This window comes from Micromonospora andamanensis (genome assembly GCF_016863495.1).
In the GTDB taxonomy this organism is placed as follows: domain Bacteria; phylum Actinomycetota; class Actinomycetes; order Mycobacteriales; family Micromonosporaceae; genus Micromonospora; species Micromonospora andamanensis.
Map to the genome: position 1 here is coordinate 19,991 of NZ_BOOZ01000001.1, position 25,536 is coordinate 45,526.

Here is a 25,536-nt window from a genome sequence, read left to right on the forward strand (position 1 = left end):
GGGTGGACGGATCACTATGGATACGACCGAAGACGGCTCCCTGGGAGTCCTGGTGGACCTCAGCGACGTGAGCCTCGCCGATCTGCCGGAGCTGGACGGGTCGCCGTTCGCCTGCTCACTCCGGCGCATCCTGGATGAGATCGACCGCCCGCAGGACGCGGTCGCCGGGTGGAACTCGGCGATGTGACAGTGCCGGGCGAGGGGCGTGGCCAGGCGGTGGTGGACCCTCCGGCAGCGGTGCGGCCGGTGCCCTTCTCCGAGTTCATTCTCAAGGTCCACAGCAGGTGCAACCTGGCCTGCGACTACTGCTACATGTACGAGTTGGCGGATCGCCGCGCCCGCACCGACCCGCCGCTGATGTCCACCGAGATCTTCGACCTCACCTGCCGACGGGTGGCGGAGCACGTCCACGCGCACGAGCTGAGCGACGCCCGCATCGTGCTGCACGGTGGTGAGCCGTTGCTGGCCGGGGCCGCGACGCTGGTGCGGATGGCCGAGCGGCTGCGGGCGGCCGTGCACCCCGCCGTCGCCCGGGTCAGCGTGCAGACGAACGGCACCCTGCTCGACGATCGGGCCCTGTCCGTGCTGGCCGACGCGGGCGTGCTGATCGGGGTGAGCCTGGACGGTGACCGGGTCGCCAACGACAGGCACCGACGGTACGCGTCCGGTCGCGGCAGCTTCGACGACGTCGACCGGGCGCTGCGGCTGCTGGCCGGCCGTCCCGGCGCGTACGCCGGCATCCTCTGCGTGGTCGACCTCGACGCCGACCCCCGGCGGACCTACGAGGCCCTGCTGGCGTACCGCCCGCCGATGGTGGACTTCCTGCTGCCGCACGCCAACTGGGACGCCCCGCCGCCCCGGTCGGGGCGGGCCGCGAGAGCGGACGCGTACGGCAGCTGGCTCTGCGACGCCTTCGACGCCTGGTACGACGTGCCGGTGCGACTCACCCGGGTCCGGCTCTTCGAGGAGCTGATGAACCTGTTGCTCGGCGGGAGCAGCCGCACCGAGTCGGTGGGGTTGAGCCCGGTCGCCGCCGTCGTGGTCAACACCGACGGCGGTTACGAACAGGTCGACACGTTACGGTCCACCTATCCCGGCGCTGTCGACACCGACCTGACGGTCTTCGACAACTCCCTCGACGACGTGCTGCGCCATCCCGCCGTGGCGGTACGCCAGGCAGGCCTGTCGGCGCTGGCCGCCGACTGCCGGGCCTGTCCCGTCCACCTGGTCTGCGGCGGCGGCAACTACCCGCACCGGTACCGGGCCGGCAGCTTCCGCAATCCCTCCGTGTACTGCCGCGATCTGCGCCTGCTCATCGAGCACGTCTCGGGCCGGCTGCGGGCGGACCTGACCGGCCTGCGGAGCCGGGGCCGGTGAGCGGCTACCACCGGTTGCGGCCGGCGGACCTCGACGCGCTCGCCGCCGGACCGGGCAGCGTCGACCTGGTGCGTACCCTCCGCGCCGGGCAGGTGAGCAAACGGATGCTGCAGCTGCGCGCAGTGCTCGACCTGGCCGGCCCGGAGCAGACCGGGGCCTCCTTCGCGCTGCTCACCGCCGCGGCCCGGCGGAATCCGGCGGTCGGCCCGGAACTGCTGGCCCTGCCGCACACCGGCGCGTGGCTGGCGGTCACCCTGCGCCGGTTGCGTCAGCGGCCGGACCATCGCACGATCGCGGCGACGTCCGGCCGTACCACCGCGGGCCTGGATCTGCCGCCCGAGGCGGACCGCCCGGCCGAGGCCGACCTGGGATATCTCGGCGCGCTGGCCGTGACGGCGGCGATCCGGGCCGGCCTGGACTTCGAACTGACCCTCGCGGCACCCGACGGCGCGGTCTTCCTGCCGTTGCTGGGGCGGGCCCGCTGCGGCGGCGGCCCGGTGACCGTGTCCCGGTCCGGTGACCGGGTACGGGTGGGGTCGGTGGAGGTGCCGGTGCCCGACGACGAGGGGCCGCCTCGCGCCGGTGTCGACACTGCCGACTGGTCCGGTCTGCACCGGCTGACCAGCAGCGCCGACGGCCTCAGCATCGAACTCTGGCTCGACGACCTCGACCCGTACCGGGACTGCCACCGGCTCTGCGCGACCGGGCGGCTGGACGCGATAGTTGTCGGGCGGTGGCAGCGGATGCTCGACGAGGCCTGGCCGATCCTGGTCCGGCACCACCGGAGCCACGCGGAGGCGATCTCGGCGGGGTTGCGGACAGTCGTGCCGTTGCAGTCCGACTCGGCAAGCGCCGGGGTGAACGTCACGAGCATGGACGCGTTCGGCGCGGTCTCGATGACCCCGCCCGCCGACGGTACGGCGCTGGCGCTCGGTCTGCTGCACGAGTTCCAGCACGCGAAGCTCGGTGCCGCCATCGACATCGAGCCGCTGCACGACGCCGAGGACCGGCGGTACTACTACGCGCCCTGGCGTGACGATCCGCGCCCGCTCGGTGCCGCCCTGCACGGCGTCTACGCCTTCGTCGCGGTGACCGAGTTCTGGCGTACCCGGCGGACGGTGCTGCCGCGCGGCCGGACCCGGCTGGCCGAGGTGGAGTTCGCGCGTTGGCGGGACCGGGTCGCCCGTACCTGCGCCGACATCCGGGCGTACGGGCGGCTGACGGCGGCCGGACGCCGGTTCGTCGCCGGGCTGGGTGAGGTCATCGACGGCTGGCGGGACGAGGTGGTGCCAGCCGAGGCCACCGTGCTCGCCCGGGAGGCGGCCGACGATCACTGGACGGTGTGGCGGCTACGCAACCGGCGGCCGGAGGCACGGCTGGTGCGGCAGCTCGCCGAGGCGTGGCGGGCGGGTGCGGCCTGCCCCGCGATCACCGTGCCGGTCGCGGTACGCCCGGCCGACGGCAGGTGGCTGAGCCGCAGCCCCCGACTGGACCTGGTCCGGCTGCGGCTGGCCGACCCGGCGCGCTTCGAGCGGCTGCGCAGCGGGGCCGAACGCCTTGCCGACGCGCTCGCGGAGGCATCGGAAGGCGACCTGGCGTTGGCCGCCGGTGATCACCTCGCGGCGCGTGGCTGGTACCAGCGACAACTGCGGCAGCAGCCGGACCAGGTGGCGGCCTGGGTCGGCATGACACTTGCCGATGGTCGGCTGCCGACCGCCGAGGCGGCGATGCGCGCCGACCCGGAGCTGTGCCGGGCCGTGCTGTGCGCGGTCGCGGAGTCCACCGCGGCACCGGACCCGCTCGAATTGTCCCGCTGGCTCGCCCCGGTGACGTGTGTGGCCGTCGCGGACGGCCCGCCACCAGCCGGGTCGGCACCGAGCGAACCGCCACCGGGCGTGGCGTCGGGCACGGTTCGGCAGGGCGGGCCGCAGCCGGTCAGGTCGGTGGCGGCTCAAGATCGCAGTTGAGCCGGTTCGCCTCGACCAGGGCGATGGTGTTCGGATGCTCCTCGCCGAGGACCCGACGGAACAGCGGCATGACCTGCTCCCGTAGCGACCGGGCACCGCCGTGGTCCCCGGTGACGCTCAGGCTTGTGGCGAGATTGTTCGCCACCGCCAGAGTGTCCGGGTGCCCCGGCCCGAGGATCCGCCGGCTGCGCTCGTACGCCTCCCGGTCGCTGGCCAGGGCCTCGGCGAACTGCCGGCGGCCGAACCAACAGTTCGCCAGGTTGATGTTGGCCGCCAGGGTGTACGGATGATCCGCACCGATCCGCTCGCTGAGCCGGGCTACCACCTCCTCGGAGACCTCGAAGGCGGCCTCCGCGTCACCCGCCTTGCGCAGGAAGATCGCCAGATTGTTGGCGTACGCGAGGGTGAACAGGTGGTCCTCGCCCATGTTGTCGCGGTACCAGCGGTGCACCGGCCGGGCCCGGCGCAGCGCACCCACGTCGTCGCCGATCGCCGACTCGTCACAGGCCAGGTTCATCGCGCTGGCCTGCACGTCCGGGTGGTCCGGGCCGTGCCGCCGGCGGGAGCGCACCAGCACGTCGGTGCTCAACGTGTACGCCCGCTCCAACTCGCCGAGCTTGCGTAGCGTCACCGCGTAGTTCTTCAACGCCCGCAGCGTCTCCGGGTCCTCCTCGCCGAGCACCAGCCGGTTCGCCTCCACCGCAGCCTCCAGGACCCGACGGGACTCGACGAGGTCGCCGGTGTCGCGCAGGTCGCGACCGTACTGGCCGGCCGAGAAGAGGGTGAACGGGTGCATCGGGCCGAGTGTCTCCCGGCGGCGGGCCAGGGTGCGTTCGTTGCGGCTCAACGCACCCCGCAGGTCGCCGACCAGGCGCAGTGAGATCGCCAGGTTGTGCGCCGCGATGAGTGCGCGGGGGTGGTCCTCCCCGAACACCTCCCGGGCCAGTTCCTCGGTACGGGTGTCCAACTCGCGGGCCCGCTCGAAGAAGCCGAGTGCCCGCAGGTCGGCGGCGAGGCTGCCGGCCGAGATGACCGTGTATTCGTGGTCCTCGCCGAGGCTGCGGCGGAGCCGGTCGTAGACGTCCCGGTCGATGTCGTAGGCGTCCTGGTAGCGGGCCTCCAGGCGCAGCGCGTTGGCCAACTGGAACCGCATCATCAACGTCTGCGGATCGTCCGGGCCGTACCGACGTTGCCACAGCGCGATCGCCTGTTCGGCAAGCTCGGCGCAGGTGGCGAAGTCCACCCGGATCCACATGTAGCGGGCCACGTCGAGCAGCAGTTGCCGGACCTCCGGCTGGTCCGAGGTGAGGGTCCGCGACGGCAGCAGGTGTGGCCACAGCTCCGCGTAGATCGGCCAGTTGTCGGGCTTGTCGGGATCCTTGGGGTTGGCGGCGGCCAGGATGGCGTGCACGTGCTTACGGTTCTCGTCCTTCTCCTGCTCGGAGAGGGACTCCCGGATCAACTCCTGCACCAGCGGGTGCATCCGCAGGCTGGTCTGACCGGCCTCGTCGGCGCGGTCCTGACCGCGCCCCCGGCCGCCGCCCCGCACGCTGTCGATGCGGGCCAGCGCGTAGCGGCCGATGTCGCGTAGCGTCCTGCCCATCAGCAGCGGGTCGCGCAGCGACCCGTCGTAGGAGAGCAGCACGTTTATGAAGCGGTCCCCGTTGACGAGGGACATCGGGATCGGCTCGCTGGCGAAGAAGGCGCAGACCTCAAGCAGTTTGGCCGCCGCCGGGTTGCGCTCCCGGAGGCTGTCCAGCGAGACCAGCCACGGCTGGGCACCTGTCTGCTGGTAGTCGGCCGGCAGTTCCCCGGCGAGCATGTCCGGCAGGTAGCGCCGGACCCGGGTGAGGTACTGCGCGGGCGTCTCACCGGTGGTGGCCAGCCACGCGCCGGCCTGCTCGATGGCCAGTGGCAGGTCGCCGAGCCGGTCGGCGATCAGGTCGGCGTCGCCGTCGGCCAGATGCCGGGCCCGTCGCCGCAGCAGGGCGACGCTCTCCTCCCGGTCGAACGCACCGACCTCCAACATCCGGGCCGGCCGTGCCCAGGCGTGGTTGCGGGTGGTGACCAGGATGTGCCCGGGCCCCTGCGGGAGCAGGTCGAGCAGCTCCGAGGGCTCGTCCGCGTTGTCGAGAACGAGCAGCCACCGTCGGAACGGCACGCCCCGGCGCAGCACGTCGAGGACCCAGCTGACCCGTTCGCTGACGCTGCCGCTCAACGGGGCGTCGAGTTCGGCGGCCAGCCGGTCGGCGAGCGCGCCCAGGGCGAGCCGCAGGACGCTCGGCTGCTGCGCCGAGATCCACCACACGATGTCGTACTCGGCGCGGAACCGGTACGCGTACTCCAGGGCGATCTGGCTCTTGCCGACGCCGCCGAGACCGTGCAGCGCCAACGGCACGTGTCCGGCCTCCGAACTGGACAGCCAGTCGCGCATCTCCTCCAGCAGCGGACCACGACCGACGAACTGGACGTTGCGGGGTAGCGGGACCCGCCAGACCGGCGGCTCGTTGCCCGGGAACCGGCGGCGTCGCTGGGCGTCCTCCGGGTCGGGGGCGGGCCGGGCGGGATGGTCCAGCGCCTCCATCAGCCGGGCCGTCGCCTCCTGCTCGTCGATCCCCACCAGGTCGACAGGTATGCGTTCCAGGAACAACCCGGGAGCGCGGGAATTGTCCAGCCGGACCGGCACCAGGTAGCTGGTGCCGGTGGTGGGATCGTGCGCGGTGGCCTGACTCCACAGCTCGGCCGCGTTCGGCGACTGCATGTACTCCTGGGACAGCAGCACGACGAGCCGGGCGGCGTCGTCGAGGCCGACGGTGGCGCGGTCACCGCCGGACGGGTTGGCGGGGAAGTCGACCTCCCGCATGACCGCCCGCAGGCCGGCGGCGCGAACCTCGTCGCAGATCCACTCCGCCCAGGCCCGGTCCAGCGCCGCGTAACTGACGAAGACGTCCGGGGCGGCACCGACGAGCCGCTGCCGCTCGAACTTCGCCAGCCAGGTCCGGCGGAGCCGGTCGTCCAACGGGGGCAGGTCCTCGACCGCACCGTCGGTGATCGCGCGGGTCAACCGCTCGTACGCGGCGAGCAGGGTCCCCTCGTGGTGGGCCCGGTCCCCGAACGTGGCCAGGATCTCCTCGTAGGCGTAGTAGGGCTGGTAGGGGATCTCCACCTCGCCCCAGTACCTGTCACTTTCCTCGGGCGAGAGCCGGGGCAGCAACGGGGTGAACCGTCGACGTGCCTGATCCCGGCCCGCCTCCAGCTTGAGCTGCTCGGCGTTGTCGACCCGCATCGGCACCGGCAGGATCCGTACCGGCCGGTCGCCGCGTTGCCTGACGATCGACCTGGCGACCGCGGCGGCACCGTCGATGCTCTGCTCGTTGAGGGTGAAGGAGGTGACGACCGCGTCGGGCAGCCGTACCGTGCAGATGCCGGCGCCGTCGCTGACTCCGGTCCGGCTGTCGATGAGCACGTAGTCGTAGTTCGCCCGCATACTGGCCGCCAGCGCGTCCAGGAAGCCGTTGCCGCCGAGCTTCTCGAAGAACGACTGCCAGTCGAAGGTGCTCACCGCCTTCGTGTACGACGGGTCCTGTCGCCCGGCGGGGAGCAGATCCAGAAATCCGGGCCGGACCGGACGGGCACCGCCCGTGACGTCGCGGGGCGGGTTCGGGAAACGCCACTCCAGCGACACCGCGTGCCGCAGCACGTCGGCCGCCGTGCCGATCCAGTCCGGGTCCTCCGTCTCGTCCATCGGGCGTACCGCGGCGTCGGCGTAGTCCCGGGCCATGTCGATCACCCCGCGCGAGGTGCGCAGGTCCTTGTCCAGCAGGAACGGGTGGAAGTAGCGGTGCAGACCCGGGGATTCCAGGTCCCAGTCCACGGCGAGCACCCGGTGGCCGTTCGCGGCGAGAATCCAGGCCACGTTCGCCAGCGCCATGGTGCGTCCGGTGCCGCCCTTGTACGAGTAGAAGGTGATGATCCGGCCTTCTCCGCTGGCGGCTGCCGCGACCGGGTCGCTGCTCGTCACGCTGGTCCTCCCGTTCCGGGCTGGTCGTCGTCGCGTGCCCACGGCCCGTCCAGCCGGGGCGGCGAGGGGTCCGTCGACGGGTCGGGCGGCCGGTGCACCGAACCTCGGCTGAACACCCGGTTCCGGGCGACCTCCAGGACCTCCGGAAGCTCGTCCTCGAAGGCCCGGTGGGTGATGATGTTCGACCGGTAGAGCTCGTCGTCCGAGGTGAACTCGTTGAAGATCTCCCGGCAGGCCCGGGAGAGGGTCTGCCAGTGCTCGCGGGTCTCCGGGTCGTCGCGACTGCTGGGGATGAGGACCGCGGTGGCGGCACTCCTGTTGCCCAGCGCCGCCGAGGCGTGCTCGACCAGGGCCTGCCGTCGTTGCGGCAGGCGGGTCATCCAGGCGTCGACGATCAGCACCAGGATCTGGTTGTAGCGGGCGGCCAGCTCGGCACTGTGCGGCAGCCTGTCCACCTCCACCACTGTGGACTGGTAGCTGTGGTCGGCGGCGATCTCGCGGGCGTAGTCGATGAGCGGCTCCGGCATCGGCGGCCGGTACGGTGCCCACTGCAACGCGTCGTCGCCGTACACGGTGACGTGTTGGCGTATCCCACGCATCTCGTCCCGGTTGGACGCGGCCACGACGAAGTGCACGCGCATCGGGTCGGTGGCGTCCCCGCCGGCGGCGGTGCCCCGGTCGACGCCGTTCGTGGCCTCCTCCGGATGGAAGGCGCTGTCCACGGCCTGGAGGTCGACCGGGCGGTGCTGTTCCGGCAGCGGATTGGCCTCCACGCTGGTCACGATCTGGCTGGCCAGCTCGAACAGGAAGGTGCGGTAGTCGTCGCTGTGCCGTTGCAGTCGCATCAGCTGCCGGACGCCGAGGCGCTGGTAGAGGTCGCCGAGACTGTCGGAGGTGTACTGCAACGGTTGGGCGACCGGGTGGATCCGCCCCGGCTGCGCGGGAATCCACATCAACGGCTTGAGCAGTGAGGTGTCCACCCGCCGCTGGCTCTCGAACCGGGCGGTGCGCTCGGCGAAGAGCTGCCACTCCTGCCCGCACACCCGGCTCTGGAAGTACCTGGGTGTCATCAGCGCGAGAAAGGACCGGCAGCTACCGAGCGCCTCGACAAGCCGTTGCGGCCACCGTTCACCGAGCAGGATCGTCCGGTCGACGAACCCGACCCGTTCGTCCCGGGACAGACCGGCGATCAGCCGCACCTCCGCACTGAGATCCTCGTAGAACTTCTGGACGAGTGCGTCCTCGTCGCCTCTGGCGTAGCTGAGGAAGAAGTACAGCACCGCACCTCCGCGCCTGGGACTCTGGCCATGGGGTGGCTGGGTCGTGGCTGTCGCCGGTGGGCCAGGTGCCGACGGCCGTGGCGGCGGGAGCTTCACCGCGAGTATAGGTGCGGAAACGGGGCGTGGCAGCCCGCCGAACTGTCGTATCCCAGGTGGCGGTGACCGGCCGGGCGGGGCACCGGCATCATGAGGCGATGGATCCTCGCGCGCCGCTGCGTCCGTTGGTCGCCGGCTCCACCTGGCGGCGCGGGGTGTTCCTGTTGCTCGGCGGGGTGCTCGCGCTGCCGTACGCGTTGCTCGCCGCGGCCTTCGCACAGCTGTTCACCACGTCCGGCGCACCCCGGCTGCTGGTCCTGATGCTGCTGGTGCCGGCGGCCACCATCGCCGTCGTACCGGTCTTCCTGGGCGGTAGCCGGGCGCTGGAGATAGCCGCGGTCCGTGGGCTGCTCGGGGTCGACCTGCCTGAGCCGCTGCCCGGTCGTCGGCTCGACCGGGAGACCCGGCTGCGCGCCGCGCTCTGGATCGGACTCCATCTGACCAGCGGTGCGCTTGTGGTGGCCGCGCTGTTCAGCGCGGTGCCGATGGCACTCGCCCTGATCGCCGCGCCGACCGGGGTGGACGTCGGCCTCACCGGAGCCGAGCGGTTCGGGCCGTTCGACGGTGGGGACACCGGCTGGTTGGCGCTCGTCGCGGTGCTCGTGCTTGCCGCTTTCGGCTATGTGGTGGCCGGGCTCGGCGCGCTTGCCGCGTCGATGGCGCCGGCGCTGCTCGGACCGGCGTCGGCTGAGCGGATCGCCGCCTTGGAAGCCCGGGCCGCGCGACTGGCCGAACGCAACCGGCTGGCCCGGGAACTGCACGACTCGGTCGGCCACGCGCTCACCGTCGCGACCCTCCAGGCCGGTGCCGCCCGGGAGGTGCTCGACGCCGACCCGGAGTTCGTTCGCCGGGCGCTTGCCGCGATCGAGGAGACCGGCCGACGGGCGATGGACGATCTCGACCATGTGCTCGGGCTGCTCCGGGAGACCGGGGAACCGCCTGTCGTCGCTCCCCAACGGACCCTGTCCGATCTGGACGACCTCATCGCCGAGACCCGGGCCGCCGGCATGTCGGTCCGCAGCCGCAACCGCGGCCCGTTGGACGCCCTGCCGTCGGCGGTCTCCCGCGAGGGCTACCGGATCGTGCAGGAAGCGCTGACAAACGCCGCCCGGCACGGCCACGGTCCGGTGACCGTGCGGGTGGACGTGACGCCGGACGGACTTGAGATCGAACTGGTGAACGCCATGGCCGAGCGGGTAGGTGGTGCGGCGGTGCCGGGTGGTGGGCGCGGGCTTGTCGGCATGCGGGAACGGGTGCTGCTGCTCGGCGGCCGGATCACCGCAGGTGCGGACGGGCAGCGGTGGCGGGTACGGGTGCGGCTACCGGTCGGGGCGGATCGATGAGCGTGGACGTGCTGATCGTCGACGACGACGAACTGGTCCGGATCGGGCTGCGGACCATCCTCGACGCCCAGCCGGATCTGCGGGTCGTCGCCGAGGCCGCTGACGGGGCGGAGGTACCGCCGCTTGTCGCCCGGCACCGCCCGCAGGTGGTGTTGATGGACGTGCGGATGCCCGGGATCGACGGCATCCAGGCCACCCGACGCCTGCTGGCCACCTCCGCCGACCCGCCCCGGGTGCTTGTCATCACCACCTTCGCCAACGACGAGTACGTCTACGACGCGTTGCGCGCCGGGGCCAGCGGGTTCCTGCTCAAGCGGGCCCGACCGGCAGAGGTGGTGGCGGCGGTACGGGTGGTGGCGCGCGGTGAGTCGCTGCTCTTCCCGGCCGCGATCCGTCGACTGGTCGGGGCGTACGGGCGGCGCAACGCCGACGGGCTGCGCGCGGCCCGGCTCACCGAGCGGGAGGCGGAGGTGCTGCGGCTGATGGCCGCCGGACTGTCCAACCCGGAGATCGCCGCCCGCCTGGTGGTGGGGGTCGAGACGGTGAAGACACACGTCGGGAACGTGCTGACGAAGCTCGGGGTGCGTGACCGCACCCAGGCGGTGATCGCCGCCTACGAGTCGGGGTTCGTCACGCCAGCCGGTTGAGGTGTCCTCCACGAAGGGGAGACGGTTCCCCGCCGCACGGGAGGGCGGGGCGGGCGCCCCGGCCGAGGCTGGGAAGCATGACGAAGGTAGCCGTACCCGAACACCGCGACACGTCCCGTCGTCCCGGCCTGCTCGCCCCACTCGCCGCCGGTTGGCTCGGGCTGTGGGGCCTGCTCGCCCTGGTGGCGGCCATCACCGGCACCGGCTACCCGTTCGGTGCCGACGATCCGCACCGGGACTCGACACTGCTCCGGCTGCTCCCGCCGGAAGCCGGGCCGCAGTTCCTCGCCGGGATGCTGCTCAGCGCCGCCGCGCTGGTCCTGGTCAGCCGTACGACCACGCCCACCGGCCCGCTGCGGGTGCTGCTGCTCGGCTACGGCTGGGCCGTGACGCTCGTGCTGGCCGTCGTGGTGCCCGGCGTACAGGTGCTGGCCCTGGCCGGGTACGCACCGATGCTGCTGCTCGGCGCACCCTTCGGCTGGCCACCTGTGGACTACGCCGACGTCTTCACCTGGGCGCTGGCGGCCCGGGTCGCCGCGCTGGCGGGCGGCGTGCTCCTGGGCGGGGCGCTGGTGGGATGGCAGCGGCGTACCGCCGGACGCTGCGGGAGATGTGGCCGCGACGGCACCGACCAGGGCTGGACCACCCCTACGGCCGCCGCCCGCTGGGGCCGATGGGCCGCCTGGATCGCGGCGGTGATCCCCTTCGGCTACGCGCTGACCCGGTTCGCCTGGCTGGCCGGCATCCCGCTCGGCATCTCCCGGGACGACCTCGCCGATTTGTGGGAGAACGGCGCGGTCTGGGCGGGGGCCGGGCTGGGTGCCTTCGCCACCGTCGGCGCGGTGCTCACCCTCGGGTTGGTGCAGCGTTGGGGTGAGCGGTTCCCGCGCTGGATGGTGGGGCTGGCCGGTAGGCGGGTGCCGGTGCGGCTGGCCGTGGTCCCCGCGACGGTGGTCGCGGTCCTGGCCACCGCGGCCGGCGTGAGCGCGGTGAGCGTTCCGGCGTTTTGGGAGCCGGACCGCGGGCTCAGTGCGGCAGGTGCCCCACTGATGTTCTTCCCGCTGTGGGGGCTCGCGCTCGGTGCCGCGACGTACGCCTACCACCTGCGTCGTCGGGGTGCCTGCGGTCGCTGCGGCCAGCGGTGACCTGCGGATCCGGTCCGCCGTCCGGCACGGGGGTGGGCGGCGGACCGGGTCCACACGTCACGGCAGGTCGCGGGCGTAGCAGACGGAGAGCGGCTCGTCCCGGTACGGCCCGAAGTTGTCGATCCGCTGGTAGCCCTCCCGCTCGTAGAAGCGCATCGCGTCGGGTTGGGCGGTGCCGGTCTCCAGCAACAGGGTGCGGACGCCGGCGTCGCGGGCGGCCTGCTCCAGGGCGCGCAGGATGGCTGTCGCGACACCTGTGCCCCGGGCCGGCGGGCTGACGTACATCCGTTTGATCTCGGCGGAACCGGCGGCGAGGAAGCGCAGGCCGCCGCAGCCCACGGCGGTGCCGTCGGGGTCGCGGGCGATCAGGAAGACGCTCACCGTCTCCGCCGTGGGCTCCTCACCCGGTTCGTGGTCGTCGCAGCCGTAGCGGGCGTCGAGTTCGGCCCGTTGGGCAGCACGTAGCCGGATGGCGTCCGTCGACTCCCAGGGTTCGCGAACGATGCTGAGCACCTGTCAACCTTTCCGTAACGAGCGTTACCGTAACGTACGCTACGGTATGGGTCGTCAATCGGGAAGGGGTACGGATGGCCAGACGCCGTGATCTCGCCGACCAGCAGCGACGCCTGTCGGCAGCCACCTGGTCGGTGCTGGCCGAACGCGGCCTACCCGGGCTCACCCTGCGCGCCGTCGCCGAGCGGGCCGGGTGCACCACCGGCATGGTGCTGCACACCTTCGCCGACAAGCAGGCCCTGCTGGTACACGCCCGCGAGCTGCTGCACCGGCGTACCGGCCAGCGGGCCGACGCCGCACAGGCCGCGGCGAGCAGCCCCCTGGAGGCGCTGCGGGCCGTGCTGTTCCAGGCCGCCTCGCCCACCGAGGAGGAGCGGGAGGAGGCACGGGTCTGGGTCGGCTTCCTCGCCGCCGCGCTGGCCGACCCGGTCCTGGCCGACCTGCACCGCGACTACAACCGCCGGTTCGTCACCCGGATCCGTGGGCTGGTCAGCGCCGCCCGGCCGGAGCTCGGCCCGGCCGAGACGGCCGACACGGCCACCAGCCTGGTGGCCCTCGTCGAAGGGCTCAACACGCTCGCCTGCGTCGACCCGGAGACCTACGGCGAGCAGGCCCAACGGAGCGCCCTCGACGCCGCACTCGCCGCGCTCGACACCGAGCCCTGAGCCTCAGGCAGGCGGGTGCGGTCGCCTGCCGAACCGCACTGTTCATCATCGAGCCAGGCTGGCGGCGACTGACCCGGGCGGTGGCGAGCTAGCGTGGGCGGGTGAGTGAGTCATCGCCTGTTCCACCGCTCCCACCCGCCGACCTGCCCGCCACGCTCGGTGCGCTGCGCGCCGCCGGGCACCGCCACCGCACCGTCAAGCAGGAGCTACGCGACAACCTGCGGGCCCGGATGCGCGACGGCGCGCCGCGCTTCGCCGGCATCGTCGGGTACGACGACACGGTGCTGCCGGAGGTGGAGCGCGCCCTGCTCGCCGGCCACGACATGGTGCTGCTCGGCGAACGTGGCCAGGGCAAGACCAGGCTGATCCGATCGCTTGTGACGCTGCTCGACGAGTGGACGCCGGTGATCGCCGGTTCGGTGCTCAACGAGCACCCGCTGCACCCGGTCACCCCGGCGTCGCGGTCGCTTGTCGCCGAGGCCGGCGACGACCTGCCGGTCGGCTGGCTGCATCGCTCCATGCGCTACGGGGAGAAGCTGGCCACCCCGGACACCAGCGTCGGTGACCTGATCGGCGACGTGGACCCGGTCCGGCTGGCCCAGGGGCGCACGCTCGGCGACCCGGAGACGATCCACTTCGGGTTGGTGCCGCGTACCAACCGGGGCATCTTCGCGGTGAACGAGCTGCCCGACCTGGCCGAGCGGATCCAGGTGGCGCTGCTCAACGTGCTGGAGGAGCGGGACATCCAGGTACGCGGCTACCAGCTACGGCTGCCGCTGGACCTGCTGCTGGTGGCCAGCGCCAACCCGGAGGACTACACCAACCGGGGCCGCATCATCACTCCGCTCAAGGACCGCTTCGGTGCGGAGATCCGCACCCACTACCCGACCGACCTGGAGCTGGAGCTGGACCTGATCCGGCAGGAGGCCGACCTGGTCGCCGAGGTGCCGGAGCACGTGCTGGAGGTGCTGGCCCGGTTCGCCCGGGCGGTACGCGAGTCGCCGGCGGTGGACCCGCGTTCAGGTGTCTCCGCGCGGTTCGCCATCGCCGCCGCGGAGACCGTCGCAGCCGCCGCGCTGCGCCGGGCGTGCCTGCTCGGCGCCGACTCGGACCTGCCGTCCGCCGAGGCGGTGGCGCGGGTGGGGGACGCGGTGTCGGTGACCTCGACGCTGCGCGGCAAGGTGGAGTTCGAGAGCGGCGAGGAGGGCCGGGAGATCGAGCTTCTCGGTCACCTGCTGCGTACCGCCACCGCCGAGACGTTCCGGGCCCGGCTGGCCGGGCTGGACCTGTCCGGCTTCACCGCGCTCGTCGACGAGGAGCAGGTGGTCGAGACCGGCGAGTTGGTCTCGGCGGCTGAGCTGCTGCGGCAGGTGGGCACGGTGCCGGGGCTGGCCAAGGTGCTCGACCGGCTCGGTATCGGCGACGCGCCGAGCACCGGGCAGGCCGCGGCGGCCGTCGAGTTCGTGCTGGAAGGGCTGCATCTGGGCCGTCGGCTGGGCAAGGACGTCACCGACACCGGGCGGACCCGTTACGGCGGCCGGGACTAGCGATGGCCGGCAACCGGTTCCGATACGGGCAGTGGCGTGGCGGTCCCGATCCGCTCGCGCCGCCGTACGACGTGCAGGCCGCGGTGGACCAGGTCGGCGCGGAGGTGCTGGCCGGCGGCAGTCTCCGCGACGCGCTGCGGGACCTGCTGCGCCGGGGCCCGCAGGGGCGGGGCGGGCTGGACGGGTTGACCGCCCGCGCCCGCCGGCTGCGCCGCGAGGCGTTGCGCCGGGGCGAGCTGGACGGCGCGGTGACCCGGGCGCGCGCGCTGCTCGACCAGGCACTGGCCGCCGAACGGGACGAGTTGGCCCGCCGGGACGACGAGGCGGCCCGGTTCGCCGAGACGGTCCTGGACGATCTGCCCCGCTCGACCGCGCAGGCGGTGCGCGACCTCGCCGACTACCGGTGGGTCAGTGACGAGGCGCGGCAGACCTACCAGCGGATCCTCGACGGGCTGCGCGACGACGTGCTCGGCCAGCGCTTCGCAGGCCTGCGCGACTCGACGCGGCTGGCCGGTGACCCGGCGGTGCAGGAGCGGGTCGCCGAGATGGTGCGGGACCTCAACGCCCTGCTGGCCCGGCACGCCCGCGCCGAGGACACCACCGACGCGTTCGCCGAGTTCATGCGCCGGCACGGCGATTTCTTCCCGGAACGCCCCCGTGACGTGGACGAACTTGTCGACCTGCTGGCCCGACGGTCGGCGGCCGGGCAGCGGCTGATGAACTCGCTGTCGCAACGGCAGCGGGAGGAACTGGCCGGGTTGATGCGCGAGTCCCTCGGTGACCGGCTCGCCGGTGAGCTGGCCGCGCTGGAGGGTAACCTCCGCGCGCTGCGGCCCGACCTGCGTTGGGGGCGGGGCGAGCGGATGCAGGGCGGCCAGGCGCTCGGCTACGGCGAGGCGACCGGAGCGCTGGACGAGATCGCCGAGCTGGACGATCTGCTCGACCAGTTGGGCCAGGCACACCCCGGCGCGACCCTTGACGACATCGACGTCGACGCGGTGTCCCGGACGCTGGGCCGGGACGCGGCCGACGACGTACGCCGGCTGCGGGAGCTGGAGCGGGAGCTGCGCCGGCAGGGTTGGGTGACCCGTGACACCGACGGGCTGACCCTGAGCCCGAAGGCGCTGCGTCGGCTCGGCGGCACCGCGCTGCGCCAGGTCTTCGCCGAGCTGACCGCCGGCCCGCGCGGCCAGCACGACCTGCGCTCGGCCGGTGCGGCAGGCGAGGTGACAGGGGCGTCGCGGCCCTGGGAGTACGGCGACGAGCAGCCGCTGGACGTGGTGCGGACGCTGACCCGGGCGATCCGCCGGGCCGGCCCCGGGGTGCCTGTGCAACTGGCCGTCGAGGACTTCGAGGTCGTCGAGACCGAACGGCGGGCATCGGCGGCGGTGGCGCTCTGCGTCGACCTGTCGTACTCGATGATCTCCCAGGGGCGGTGGGGGCCGATGAAGCAGACCGGGCTGGCCCTGGCCCACCTGATGGCGACCCGGTTCCCACAGGACGCGTTGCAGATCATCGGGTTCGGCCGGCGGGCGGAGACGCTTACCCAGCAGGAGCTGGCCGCCGTCGAGCCGGACATGATGCAGGGGACCAACCTGCAGCACGCGTTGCGGCTGGCCGGCCGGCACCTGCGGCGCCATCCGGACGCCGAGCCGGTGGTGCTCGTGGTCACCGACGGGGAACCGACAGCCCACCTGGACCCGGACGACGGTGAGGCGCTGTTCGCGTGGCCGTCGTCGCCGGAGACGATCGAGGCGACGGTCCGGGAGGTGGACCGGCTCGGCCGCTACGGGGCCACCCTCAACCTCTTCATGCTCGGCGACGACCCCGGGCTGCGCCGCTTCGTGGACGCGGTGGCCCGGCGCAGCGGCGGCCGGGTGTTCACCCCGGACGCCGACGACCTCGGCGAGTACGTGGTCAGCGACTACCTGCGGGCCCGCCGGGGCCGCCGCTAGTCCGCGTTTCATGCGGCTCGCCCGAGCGAGCCGAGGCTCAGGCGGTGGTCCGGCGAGGCGGAGGTCTGTCCGGATACCGGTGTTGTATCCGGACAGACCTCCAACGCGGCCGGTCGCCGTCTGAGTCCGGCGTAGCCGGGCACGGTCTCATGAAACGCGGACTAAGCTCGGCCGGGTGGAGGTCGACGGGCTGCGACGGGCGTACGACGAGGTGCTGGCCGAGGTCGACGCGGGCGGGTTCGGGCCGCCCCCGCCCGACCGGTACAGCGCCGAGCAGGTCGTGGCGCACCTGGTCGCCAACGACGAGCTGATGCGCGAGGCCACCGAGGCGGTGCTGGCCGGCTCGCCGTACGCCTTCTACGACCTGGACGAGGTCCACCGACCGGAGCTGGACCAACTGGCCGCCGAGTGCGGCGGCCTCGACGGGCTCGCCACCCGGCTGCGCGCCACAAGTGACCAACTGGTGGCGCTTGTGGCGCAGCTCGGTGCGGCGGCGGACACCCCGGTCGAGACGCACCTACGCGAGGGGTTCGAACTCGTCATCGACGAGCCGCTGCCGTGGGGCCGCACCATCGACCTGCACGCCCGCGTGCACCTGCCCCGACACCTCAGCGAGCTACGCGCGCTGCGCGCCAACACCTGACCGCGACGGCCGTGCGGCCACTGCGGTTACTGGAGGGCCCAGCGTTGGGCCGGGTTGCCGTCGCAGGGGGCCTGGACGATGTCCGTGCCGGCCGCGGCACCGCCGTCGCGGGCCTGGGCGCACTTGCCGCTGTGCACGGCCACCAGCACTGTCGCGCCGCCGTCGACGGGTTGCAGCCGCCATTGCTGGTTGCCCTCGCCGTGGCAGCCGAACTGCTGCAACCGGGCACCGTCGTCGCCGCTGCCGCCCTCGACGTCGAGGCACTGGTTGTGGGCGGCGTTGGTGAGCGTCACCGTGTCCGCACCGAAGGCGTTTACCACCCACTGCTGCTCCGGCCCGCCGCCGCAGTCGGCCAGCTTGGCGGCGGCCTTCTCACCGTCACCGTCGAGGCCGAGGCAGAGACCGGAACCGACGCCACGGAACACCTTCGGCCCGACGACCGCGTCCGGGTCCTGGCTGGGGCTCGGGGTGGGGGACGGCGCGGACCTCGTGGGGCTGGGTGCCGGTGCGCTCTCGGTCGGGTCGGGCGGCACCGTGCTCGGGCTGGGCGCGGCCACCGTCGGTGCCGGCTCCGGGCCGTCGCCACCGAGCACGCCGGTGGCGAAGAGCACCCCGGCCAGTACGCCGACCAGCCCGACCGCCAGTGCCGTGACCAGTAGCGGGTCGCGGGGCAGCCCGCCGGGGCGGCGGGTGCCGTAGACGGTGCCCGAGCCATCGGTTTCCGACATGCCGGCATCCTGTCCCACGACGCACGGTGCCGACCAACCGCCCCCGGCGGCTGGCCTGATTCCGGTGCGAAACGCCTCCGGTGGACATCCCGCCAGCCGCCCCCGTGACGCGTAAAGTGATCCCATGCACGCTCTGCGTGATCATGACCTGGCGGTGGCCCAGCTGCGACGGTCGTACGCGGCGGTGCCATCCGGCCAGCCGGTGCGGTTGGCCAAGCGCACCTCCAACCTGTTCCGACCGCGCAGCGCCCCCGCCACCGGCCTGGACGTCAGCGGCCTCGGCGGGGTGCTGACCGTCGACCCGGCCGCCGGCACCGCCGATGTGCAGGGCATGTGCACCTACGAACGGCTGGTCGCGGCGACCCTGCCGTACGGCCTGATGCCGCTTGTGGTGCCCCAGCTGCGCACCATCACCCTCGGCGGGGCGGTGACCGGGCTGGGCATCGAGTCGACCTCGTTCCGCAACGGCCTGCCACACGAGTCGGTGATCGAGCTGGACGTGCTCGCCGGCTCCGGCGAGGTGGTCACCGCCCGGCCCGACGGCCCGCACGCCGACCTGTACGCGGCCTTTCCCAACTCGCTGGGCAGCCTCGGGTACGCCACCCGGCTGCGGATCGAGCTGCAACCGGTCCGTCGGTACGTGGCGCTGCGCAATCTGCGGTTCACCAACCTGACCGCGTTGACCGAGGCGATCGGCGAGATCACCGCGACCCGCCGCTGGGCCGGCGAGAGCGTCGACGCGATGGACGGGGTGATGTTCAGTCCCGGTGAGGCGTACCTGGTGCTGGGCAGCTTCACCGACCACGTGCCGGCGGTCTCCGACTACACCGGCCAGGAGATCTACTACCGCTCACTGCGCCAGCGCACCCACGACGCGCTGACCAGCCACGACTACCTGTGGCGTTGGGACACCGACTGGTTCTGGTGCTCGGCGGCGTTCGGCGCGCAGCACCCGGTGGTACGGCGGTTGTGGCCGGCACGGTGGCGGCGCAGCGACGTGTACCACCGCATCGTGCGCCTTGAGCACCGCCACCGGGTGGCGGCCCGGATCGACAGGTGGCGTGGCCAGCCGGCCCGGGAGCGGGTCGTGCAGGACGTGGAGATTCCGCTGGACCGCACCGCCGAGTTTCTGCACTGGTTCGCCGCCGCTGTCGGGATGACGCCCGTGTGGCTGTGTCCGCTGCGGCTGCGCGAGCCGGCCGGCGCGGGATCGGCCCGGTCCTGGCCGCTGTATCCGCTACGGCAGGGGCTGGACTACGTCAACATCGGGTTCTGGGGGAGCGTGCCGATCGCCGAGGGCGCCGCCGACGGCGACGTCAACCGGGAGATCGAGCGCGCGGTGTCGGAGAAGGGCGGGCACAAGTCGCTCTACTCCGACGCGTACTACGACCGGGATTCGTTCGACCGGCTCTACGGCGGCGGGGCATGGCGCGCCGTGCGGGACCGGTACGACCCGGACCATCGGCTCACCGGACTGTACGAGAAGGCGGTAGCACGAGCATGAACGAGCGGAGCGGAGTGTCGGCATGAGCCTCACCGACCGTAGCCAGGGAGCGGCAGGCGCTCCCGCCACGCCGCCCCCGGGGGGCCGGCGGCACGGGTTGACCGTGGCGGACATCGTCCGCGCGGTGACCTCGGGCCCGCTGCCGGTACGTGTCACCGGGTACGACGGCAGCACCGTCGGGCCGGCCGACGCCGGCATCACCCTGTCGATCCACTCCGAGCGAGGGCTGTCGTATCTGCTCACCGCACCTGGCGACCTGGGCTTGGCACGTGCCTACGTCAGCGGTGACCTGACCCTGGAGGGGGTGCACCCGGGCGACCCGTACGAGGCGTTGCGGGTGCTCAGTGGGCTGCGGATGCGGCCTCCGGCGCTGGCCGACGGGTTGGCTCTGGTCCGGGGGCTGGGCTGGGAGCGGCTGTTGCCGCCGCCGGCACCGCCACAGGAGGCGCAGCCGCGCTGGAGGCGGATCATGGGCGGCCTGCGGCACTCGCGGACCCGCGACAGCAGCGCCATCTCACACCACTACGACGTGTCGAACGCCTTCTACGAGAAGGTGCTCGGCCCGTCGATGACGTACACCTGCGCGGTGTACCGCGGCCCGGACGACACGTTGGAGCAGGCCCAGGCGAACAAGTACGACCTGGTCGCCGGCAAGCTCGCGCTGCGGCCGGGGATGCGGCTGCTGGATGTGGGCTGCGGGTGGGGCGGCATGGTCCGGCACGCGGCCCGCGAGTACGGCGTCAAGGCGCTCGGCGTGACGCTGTCGCGGGCGCAGGCGCAGTGGGCGCAGGCGGCGATCGAGCGGGAGGGGCTGTCCGACCTGGCGCAGGTGCGGCACCTCGACTACCGCGACGCACCGCACGAACAGTTCGACGCGGTCTCCTCGATCGGCCTGACCGAGCACATCGGGGTGCGCAACTATCCTGCCTACTTCGGCTTTCTGCGGGACCGGCTGCGTCCCGGGGCGCGGCTGGTCAACCACTGCATCACCCGGGCGGACAGCCGGGCACCGCACCGGTCCGGAGCGTTCATCGACAGGTACGTCTTTCCGGACGGCGAACTGGCCGGCCCGGGCCGGGTGATAAGTGAGATCCACGATGTCGGGCTGGAGGTGCACCACGAGGAGAACCTGCGCCAGCACTACGCGCTGACCCTCGCGGCCTGGTGCCGCAACCTGGTGCGGCACTGGGATTTCTGCGTCGCCGAGGTGGGTGCGGGTACGGCCCGGGTGTGGGGGCTCTACATGGCCGGTTCGCGGCTGGCCTTCGAGCGCAACGGCATCCAGCTGCACCAGGTGGTGGCGACGCGCAACGGTCCGGACGCGGTGAACGGCTACCCGCTGCGCCCGGACTGGCTGCCCTGACCGGGGCACTGCGGGACTGCGCGAGGCCGCGCCGGATCTGCCGGCGCGGCCTTTCGCGAACCCATTGACAAGGAAGTTTTTTACGTACAAACTGATTTTGCCATGAGAGATGTCCTGTACCTGGAGCAGATCGAGCAGGCCGAGGCGCTGCTGAAACCACAGCGCGTCGAGATCCTGCGGCAGCTGGCCGAGCCACGCACCTGCACCGAGGTGGCCGCCCGGCTGGAGCAGACGCCGCAGCGCGTCTACTACCACGTCAAGCAACTCGTCGCGGCCGGGCTGGTCGAGCAGGTCGACCAGCGCAAGGTCCGCGGCATCACCGAGGGCATCTACCAGGCCGCGGCCCGGTCGTACTGGCTCTCACCCCGCCTGGTCGGCCGGATCGGGCTGCGCCGCGCCCGCGACGAGCTGAGCCTGGGCTACCTGCTGGACCTGATGGAGGAGGTCCAGGCCGACGTCGCAGCCCTGGACCGCACCGCACCGGAGCTGCCCTCGATAGGCGTCTCCGGCGAGATCCGCGTGCCGGCCGAGCGCCGGCAGGAGTTCCTGCACGACCTGCAGTCCGCGCTGCAGGAGTTGTTCACGCGCTACGGCGGCGCCGAGGGAGACGCCTTCAAGCTCGCCGTGGCCTGCTACCCGAAGGGGAATGACAGTGACTGAACCGATGACCCTCGCCGCCCGCCTCGCCGCGCCTGTCGCGCGGGTGCGCCAGGCCCTGACCGACCCCGCCGAGCTGCGCGTCTGGCTGGCCGAGCACGCCGAGGTCGAGCTGCCCGAGCGGTACGAGTTCTGGGGGCGCTACACGCCCGAGGGTGACGCTCCACATCAGCGGCTGCTGCACGCCGACGACGACCGGCTGCGCTTCGCCTGGCTGCTCGACGGCGTGGAGACCACCACCGAGATCACGTTGAGCGCGGACGGGCCGGACGCCACGGTGCTGCGGCTGTCGCAGACCCACTTCGACTTCAACGACGTGGTCAACGGCACCAGCATCCGGGGCGTCCTGCAGACCTACTGGGCGCTCACGATCGCCAACCTGGAGGCCCACCTGGCCGGCCAGCCGCTGCTGCCCAGGACGGACTTCACCAGCAGCGACTTCCGGGGCGAGATGGTCATCGGCGCGCCGGCCGACAAGGTGTGGGAATCCTTGACCGACTCCGAGCAGGCAAGCGCCTGGTTCGGCTACCCGATCGGGATCGAACCCTGGGTTGGCGGCCGGTACGCCATGGGCGGCTTCGACAGTGGCTTCGCCGCGAAGGTGGTCGACCTGGAGCCGGGCCGGAAGATGTCCATCGACTGGGGACCGGCCGGCGTCAGCAGCTGGGAACTGGCCGAGTCCGAGGGCCGCACGAAGCTCACCTTCGTGCAGAGCGGCTTCGACGAGCAGAACCCGCCGTACGCGGCCTGGTCCGGCATCGTGTCCGGGTGGGCCGAGCTGCGCCGCTTCCACGAGGTGCCGGACTGGCAGCCGATCTGGCTGCCCGAGGAGTCCGCCACCACGGCCGGCTGAGCCGCACCGGCACGGGCGGTCACCGGGGCAGCCTGGTGGCCGTCCGCGCCGACCGGCTGACTGGCTTGCCCGTGATGCGCCGGGATTCGCGACGGGCCGGAACTCGTCACCGCGACTATCGTGGCCTGTCGTGACGGACACCGAGCAGCGCCTGGCCGCGATCCGGGGCGACGCACCGCCGAAACGACACAACGCCCGTACGATCGCCGCGTTGACAGGCAACCCGGGCTGCACCCGGCGAGCGGTCCTCGACGGTGCCGGGGTGGACAAGCCGGCACTGGCTGAGCGGGTCGGCTTTCCCGCCCGGTTCGGGCAGTCCCGGTTCGCCATCACCCGGGGCAACGTCTTCGAGGCGCAGGTGAAGGCCGACGGTGGGGCCGAGCTGCTACGACTGGTCGCGGAGCGGCTGGGCGTACCGGTGCCGGCGGCGGCCAGCTGGACGGACCTCGGCGACGGCGACGACCCGGCCACCCGGGCCCGACGATCGGCGACCCTGCTCACCGAGGCGCTGTCGCCCACCGGATCCCACCCCGCCGAGTCGGCGGCGCTGTTCGACCATCCGATGCTCGGCCTGTCGGTCGCCGGGCAGCGGGTGCACCTGGAACCGGACCTGGTGGCCGCCCGGTTGGGTGGCCGGTTCCACGTGGTCGAGATCAAGTCCTTCCCGGTGATCGACGGCCAGGCCGACCCGGCGAAGCTGGCCGCCGCGGCGGTGCAGTCCGCCGTCTACGTGCTGGCCCTGCGGGAACTGCTCACCGCCCGGGGCCACGACCCGCAGCTCGTGTCGCACGAGGTGCTGCTGGTCTGCCCTCGGGACTTCAGCAACGAGCCGGTCGCGCACCTGCTCGACGTCCGCCGGCAACTGCTAGTGGTACGCCGGCAACTGGACCGGATGGACCGGCTCGACACGCTGCTGGCCGACGTGCCGGCCGATTTCACAGCCGATCCCGCCGCCGATCCGGCGGCCCTTGCCGATTCGCTGGCGCGGGTGCCGGCCCGGTACGCCCCCGACTGTCTGGCCAGCTGCGAGCTGGCGTACTTCTGCCGACACGAGGCACGGGGGCAGACCGGGACGCTCGGCCGCCCGGTCCGCGAGGCGCTGGGCGGGATCGCCGACGTCGGCGAGGTGCTGGCACTCGCCGGTGGGGAACCCGCCACCGACCCCGAGCGGGCGGAGGCCGCCGCGCTGCTGCGAACCGCGGCCCGCCTGCGCGCCGACGCCCTCGCCACCGCATGAGCGAGCGGAGCGAGGGAATCATCAGGCTCAGTGTTGTGATGCCTCATGCCGGCACGCAGCGCAGCGGAGTGCCGGCATGAGTACGGTGCGGGCGTTGGCGGCGGCACAGGCGGTCGCCTCGGGGGTGGCCCAACCGGTGGCCACCGTCCGGCATCTGCACCTGTCGAGGAGGCCGCTGGTGCTGGTGCCGCTGGCGATGGCGGGAGAGGCCAACGCGCCACTCGCCGCGATGGTCGGCTCGGCCCCTGGCGACGCGCGGCTGCTGATCGTGCCGCAGCCGCGCAACCGGGACCAACGGTTCGCGTTCGCCGCCGAACTGGCCGCGATCGTGCTCCCCTACGTGGACGGACACCGGACGGCGAACGAGGCGATCGCCGTGGACCGGGGCCGGGACGTCAGGTACCGGTACCTCGACGCACCGCAGCTGCTGGTGCCGAATCCGGCGGGCGTGACGTTCCTGCGGCTGCTCGGCCGTTCCACCAGGTTCCGTCGGGTCGACGGCGAGTATCCGGTACCGCCGCAGGTGCCGCTGTTGGGCCGCTGGCTCACCTATTTCGCCGAACGGGCTGAGCACCCCGGTTCGTCGGCGCTGGTGGCGATGACGCAGGCGTTGACGCTGCACTGGGCGACCGGGCAGAGCGCGGTGGAGGATCTGCACCTGCCGGCGCTGCTGGGGTGGATCGCCCCGCCCGGCGGGCTCTCCGGTGCCGAGGCTGCTGCCCGGGCCGAGGACCCGTCGATCTGCCCGCCGGCCGGCCCGGCCACCGATCCCGAGTTCGACAATCGGCTGCTGGCACCGGCCATCGAGGCGTACGCCGACGCCGACGAGGCGACGCGCGTCGAGGCGTACGCCGAGATCGAGCGGCTGCTGCGGGACCAGCTGACGCCCACCTGGGAGCTGATGTGGCGCGGCCTGGGGTTGCTGCGCGCCCTGCCACCCGGCGCGCGGGTGGCCGCGCGGTGGGACGGCGACCGGGACGCCTTCACCGCCCACGCCGACCACCTCGACGCGGACGGCGCGCCACAGCCACGCCGTGACGGTGCGGTGACCGCCGCGGCCCGGCTGCACCGCCTGGAACGGGCCGCGGCCACCTACGCGGTGCAGCGCGCCTACGACGACCCGCTGGTGATGGCGGAGTACCGGCTGACCGGGGAGGCGCTCGTCGGCGAGGTGCTGCTGGCCGACCCGACCCGGGTCGACGACAGCGGCCGACGGCCGGTACTGCGCCCGCGCATCCAGCTGATGACCACCGACCCGGTGCTGGTACCGGTGGGCGCGACCCTGTCCAGCCCGTCCCGCCCCGGGCAGAAGGCCCGGACGGTGTTCGTCACCCCGGCGGCTGATGGCAAGACCGAGGTGGTGCTGGAACTGTCCGGCGGGATGGGGCGCGGCCTGACGGCCAGCCCGGGCAGCGTGCCGGAGGTGGGGGAGCGGCTCTGCTACACCACGCTCAGCGACGCCTACGTTCCGGGCGCGGCGTTCCCCACGGCGGATGAGACCCCGTGGACCCACGGCGGTCCACCCGCGACCGGAGCCGCAGCACCCGACGAACAATGGGCGTGAGCGCATGCGCCGCCCTCCGACGGACCACCCACCCTGACAAACCCACCCATCGCGGAGCCGGTTCGCCGACCGCAGACCGCTGACCCGCGACCGCAGACCGCCGGTCGCCGGTTGCCGGTTGCCGGTCGCCGGTCGCCGACGGTAACCATCCCCCGGCAGGGACACTGTCCCCTTCAGACGCTTTGCTCTGCTTACCTATACGCACAGGTTGCGCTGAGTGACCGGGGTGAACGCTGTGCCTTCCCGGTAAGGCCAGCTCAACGTGGGGTTGCGTATAGGTAAGCAGAGCAAAGGTGGAAGACAGCATTGTCGGTGGTGGACCGGACGGTCACGGTTAGTGATGCGTCGCCGTGGTGACGCAGGGTCATGGCGGTGTTGCGGCGGGTCGTGCCCGCGTCGCGGTCGCCCGGGAGTCGTCAGGTTGTGGACTT

At 72.6% G+C, this 25,536-nt stretch carries 20 protein-coding genes; 16 read left to right on the plus strand and 4 right to left on the minus strand.

Going from position 1 to position 25,536, the window contains the following annotated elements:
• Positions 1-16: 16 nt before the first annotated feature.
• Genes fxsA through Van01_RS00090 form a run of 3 tightly spaced genes read left to right on the plus strand, consistent with a single transcriptional unit; the run spans position 17 to position 3,344 of the window.
• Positions 17-187, plus strand: coding sequence for an FxSxx-COOH cyclophane-containing RiPP peptide (fxsA, locus tag Van01_RS00080; protein WP_099847423.1), 171 nt, complete (start codon positions 17-19; stop codon positions 185-187).
• Complete coding sequence (locus Van01_RS00085) at positions 169-1,377, plus strand: FxsB family cyclophane-forming radical SAM/SPASM peptide maturase (RefSeq protein WP_239098788.1); 1,209 nt, start codon at positions 169-171, stop codon at positions 1,375-1,377. The genes fxsA and Van01_RS00085 overlap by 19 nt, the downstream gene beginning before the upstream one ends.
• Positions 1,374-3,344 (plus strand): HEXXH motif domain-containing protein, encoded by a 1,971-nt coding sequence (locus tag Van01_RS00090; RefSeq protein ID WP_203997464.1) that lies wholly within the window; start codon positions 1,374-1,376, stop codon positions 3,342-3,344. Before Van01_RS00085 ends, Van01_RS00090 begins: the two co-directional genes overlap by 4 nt.
• On the opposite strand, the gene fxsT is transcribed toward Van01_RS00090, so the two are convergent.
• Together fxsT and Van01_RS00100 are read right to left on the minus strand one after the other, a co-directional pair.
• Entirely contained in the window at positions 3,313-7,365 is a 4,053-nt protein-coding gene (gene fxsT / locus Van01_RS00095; RefSeq protein WP_203997467.1) for an FxSxx-COOH system tetratricopeptide repeat protein, read from the minus strand. The genes Van01_RS00090 and fxsT overlap by 32 nt on opposite strands.
• Complete coding sequence (locus Van01_RS00100; protein ID WP_203997470.1) at positions 7,362-8,645, minus strand: TIR-like protein FxsC; 1,284 nt, start codon at positions 8,643-8,645, stop codon at positions 7,362-7,364. The genes fxsT and Van01_RS00100 overlap by 4 nt, the downstream gene beginning before the upstream one ends.
• Positions 8,646-9,397: 752 nt before the next feature.
• Here Van01_RS00100 and Van01_RS33700 point away from each other — a divergent pair.
• The 3 genes from Van01_RS33700 (at position 9,398) to Van01_RS00115 (ending at position 11,876) form a co-directional block, all read left to right on the plus strand.
• A complete protein-coding gene (locus Van01_RS33700) occupies positions 9,398-10,084 on the plus strand; it encodes a sensor histidine kinase (RefSeq protein WP_373306187.1) in 687 nt (228 codons plus the stop codon).
• On the plus strand, positions 10,081-10,731 hold the full coding sequence (locus Van01_RS00110) for a response regulator transcription factor (RefSeq protein WP_203997476.1): 651 nt from the start codon (positions 10,081-10,083) through the stop codon (positions 10,729-10,731). The genes Van01_RS33700 and Van01_RS00110 overlap by 4 nt, the downstream gene beginning before the upstream one ends.
• Positions 10,732-10,808: 77 nt before the next feature.
• The gene (locus Van01_RS00115; protein ID WP_203997480.1) at positions 10,809-11,876 is read left to right on the plus strand and encodes a hypothetical protein; all 1,068 of its coding nucleotides are present in this window, start codon (positions 10,809-10,811) and stop codon (positions 11,874-11,876) included.
• Positions 11,877-11,933: 57 nt separating this feature from the next.
• On the opposite strand, the gene Van01_RS00120 is transcribed toward Van01_RS00115, so the two are convergent.
• Positions 11,934-12,389 (minus strand): GNAT family N-acetyltransferase, encoded by a 456-nt coding sequence (locus tag Van01_RS00120; RefSeq protein ID WP_203997483.1) that lies wholly within the window; start codon positions 12,387-12,389, stop codon positions 11,934-11,936.
• Positions 12,390-12,463: 74 nt separating this feature from the next.
• Here Van01_RS00120 and Van01_RS00125 point away from each other — a divergent pair, with 74 nt between their 5' ends.
• The 4 genes from Van01_RS00125 (at position 12,464) to Van01_RS00140 (ending at position 17,199) form a co-directional block, all read left to right on the plus strand.
• Positions 12,464-13,054, plus strand: coding sequence for a TetR/AcrR family transcriptional regulator (locus Van01_RS00125; RefSeq protein WP_203997486.1), 591 nt, complete (start codon positions 12,464-12,466; stop codon positions 13,052-13,054).
• A 101-nt stretch (positions 13,055-13,155) separates the two neighbouring features.
• A complete protein-coding gene (locus Van01_RS00130) occupies positions 13,156-14,601 on the plus strand; it encodes a sigma 54-interacting transcriptional regulator (RefSeq protein ID WP_203997488.1) in 1,446 nt (481 codons plus the stop codon).
• A 2-nt stretch (positions 14,602-14,603) separates the two neighbouring features.
• Positions 14,604-16,556 (plus strand): VWA domain-containing protein, encoded by a 1,953-nt coding sequence (locus Van01_RS00135; protein ID WP_203997490.1) that lies wholly within the window; start codon positions 14,604-14,606, stop codon positions 16,554-16,556.
• Positions 16,557-16,731: 175 nt separating this feature from the next.
• Positions 16,732-17,199, plus strand: a complete 468-nt coding sequence (locus Van01_RS00140; RefSeq protein WP_203997493.1) for a DinB family protein — start codon at positions 16,732-16,734, stop codon at positions 17,197-17,199.
• Positions 17,200-17,225: 26 nt separating this feature from the next.
• On the opposite strand, the gene Van01_RS33405 is transcribed toward Van01_RS00140, so the two are convergent.
• Entirely contained in the window at positions 17,226-17,927 is a 702-nt protein-coding gene (locus tag Van01_RS33405) for an RICIN domain-containing protein (RefSeq protein WP_203997495.1), read from the minus strand.
• A gap of 124 nt (positions 17,928-18,051) precedes the next feature.
• Here Van01_RS33405 and Van01_RS00150 point away from each other — a divergent pair, with 124 nt between their 5' ends.
• The 6 genes from Van01_RS00150 to Van01_RS00175 all read left to right on the plus strand — a co-directional run bounded on the left by Van01_RS00150 (position 18,052) and on the right by Van01_RS00175 (position 25,105).
• Entirely contained in the window at positions 18,052-19,431 is a 1,380-nt protein-coding gene (locus tag Van01_RS00150) for an FAD-binding oxidoreductase (RefSeq protein ID WP_203997498.1), read from the plus strand.
• Positions 19,432-19,453: 22 nt separating this feature from the next.
• A complete protein-coding gene (locus tag Van01_RS00155; protein ID WP_203997501.1) occupies positions 19,454-20,794 on the plus strand; it encodes a class I SAM-dependent methyltransferase in 1,341 nt (446 codons plus the stop codon).
• Between the two features lie 102 nt (positions 20,795-20,896).
• Positions 20,897-21,454 (plus strand): winged helix-turn-helix domain-containing protein, encoded by a 558-nt coding sequence (locus tag Van01_RS00160; protein ID WP_203997505.1) that lies wholly within the window; start codon positions 20,897-20,899, stop codon positions 21,452-21,454.
• On the plus strand, positions 21,447-22,304 hold the full coding sequence (locus Van01_RS00165; RefSeq protein ID WP_203997508.1) for an SRPBCC family protein: 858 nt from the start codon (positions 21,447-21,449) through the stop codon (positions 22,302-22,304). Before Van01_RS00160 ends, Van01_RS00165 begins: the two co-directional genes overlap by 8 nt.
• Before the next feature lie 130 nt (positions 22,305-22,434).
• Positions 22,435-23,541, plus strand: a complete 1,107-nt coding sequence (locus Van01_RS00170; protein ID WP_203997511.1) for a hypothetical protein — start codon at positions 22,435-22,437, stop codon at positions 23,539-23,541.
• Positions 23,542-23,617: 76 nt separating this feature from the next.
• Positions 23,618-25,105, plus strand: a complete 1,488-nt coding sequence (locus Van01_RS00175) for a hypothetical protein (protein ID WP_203997514.1) — start codon at positions 23,618-23,620, stop codon at positions 25,103-25,105.
• Positions 25,106-25,536: the final 431 nt, after the last annotated feature.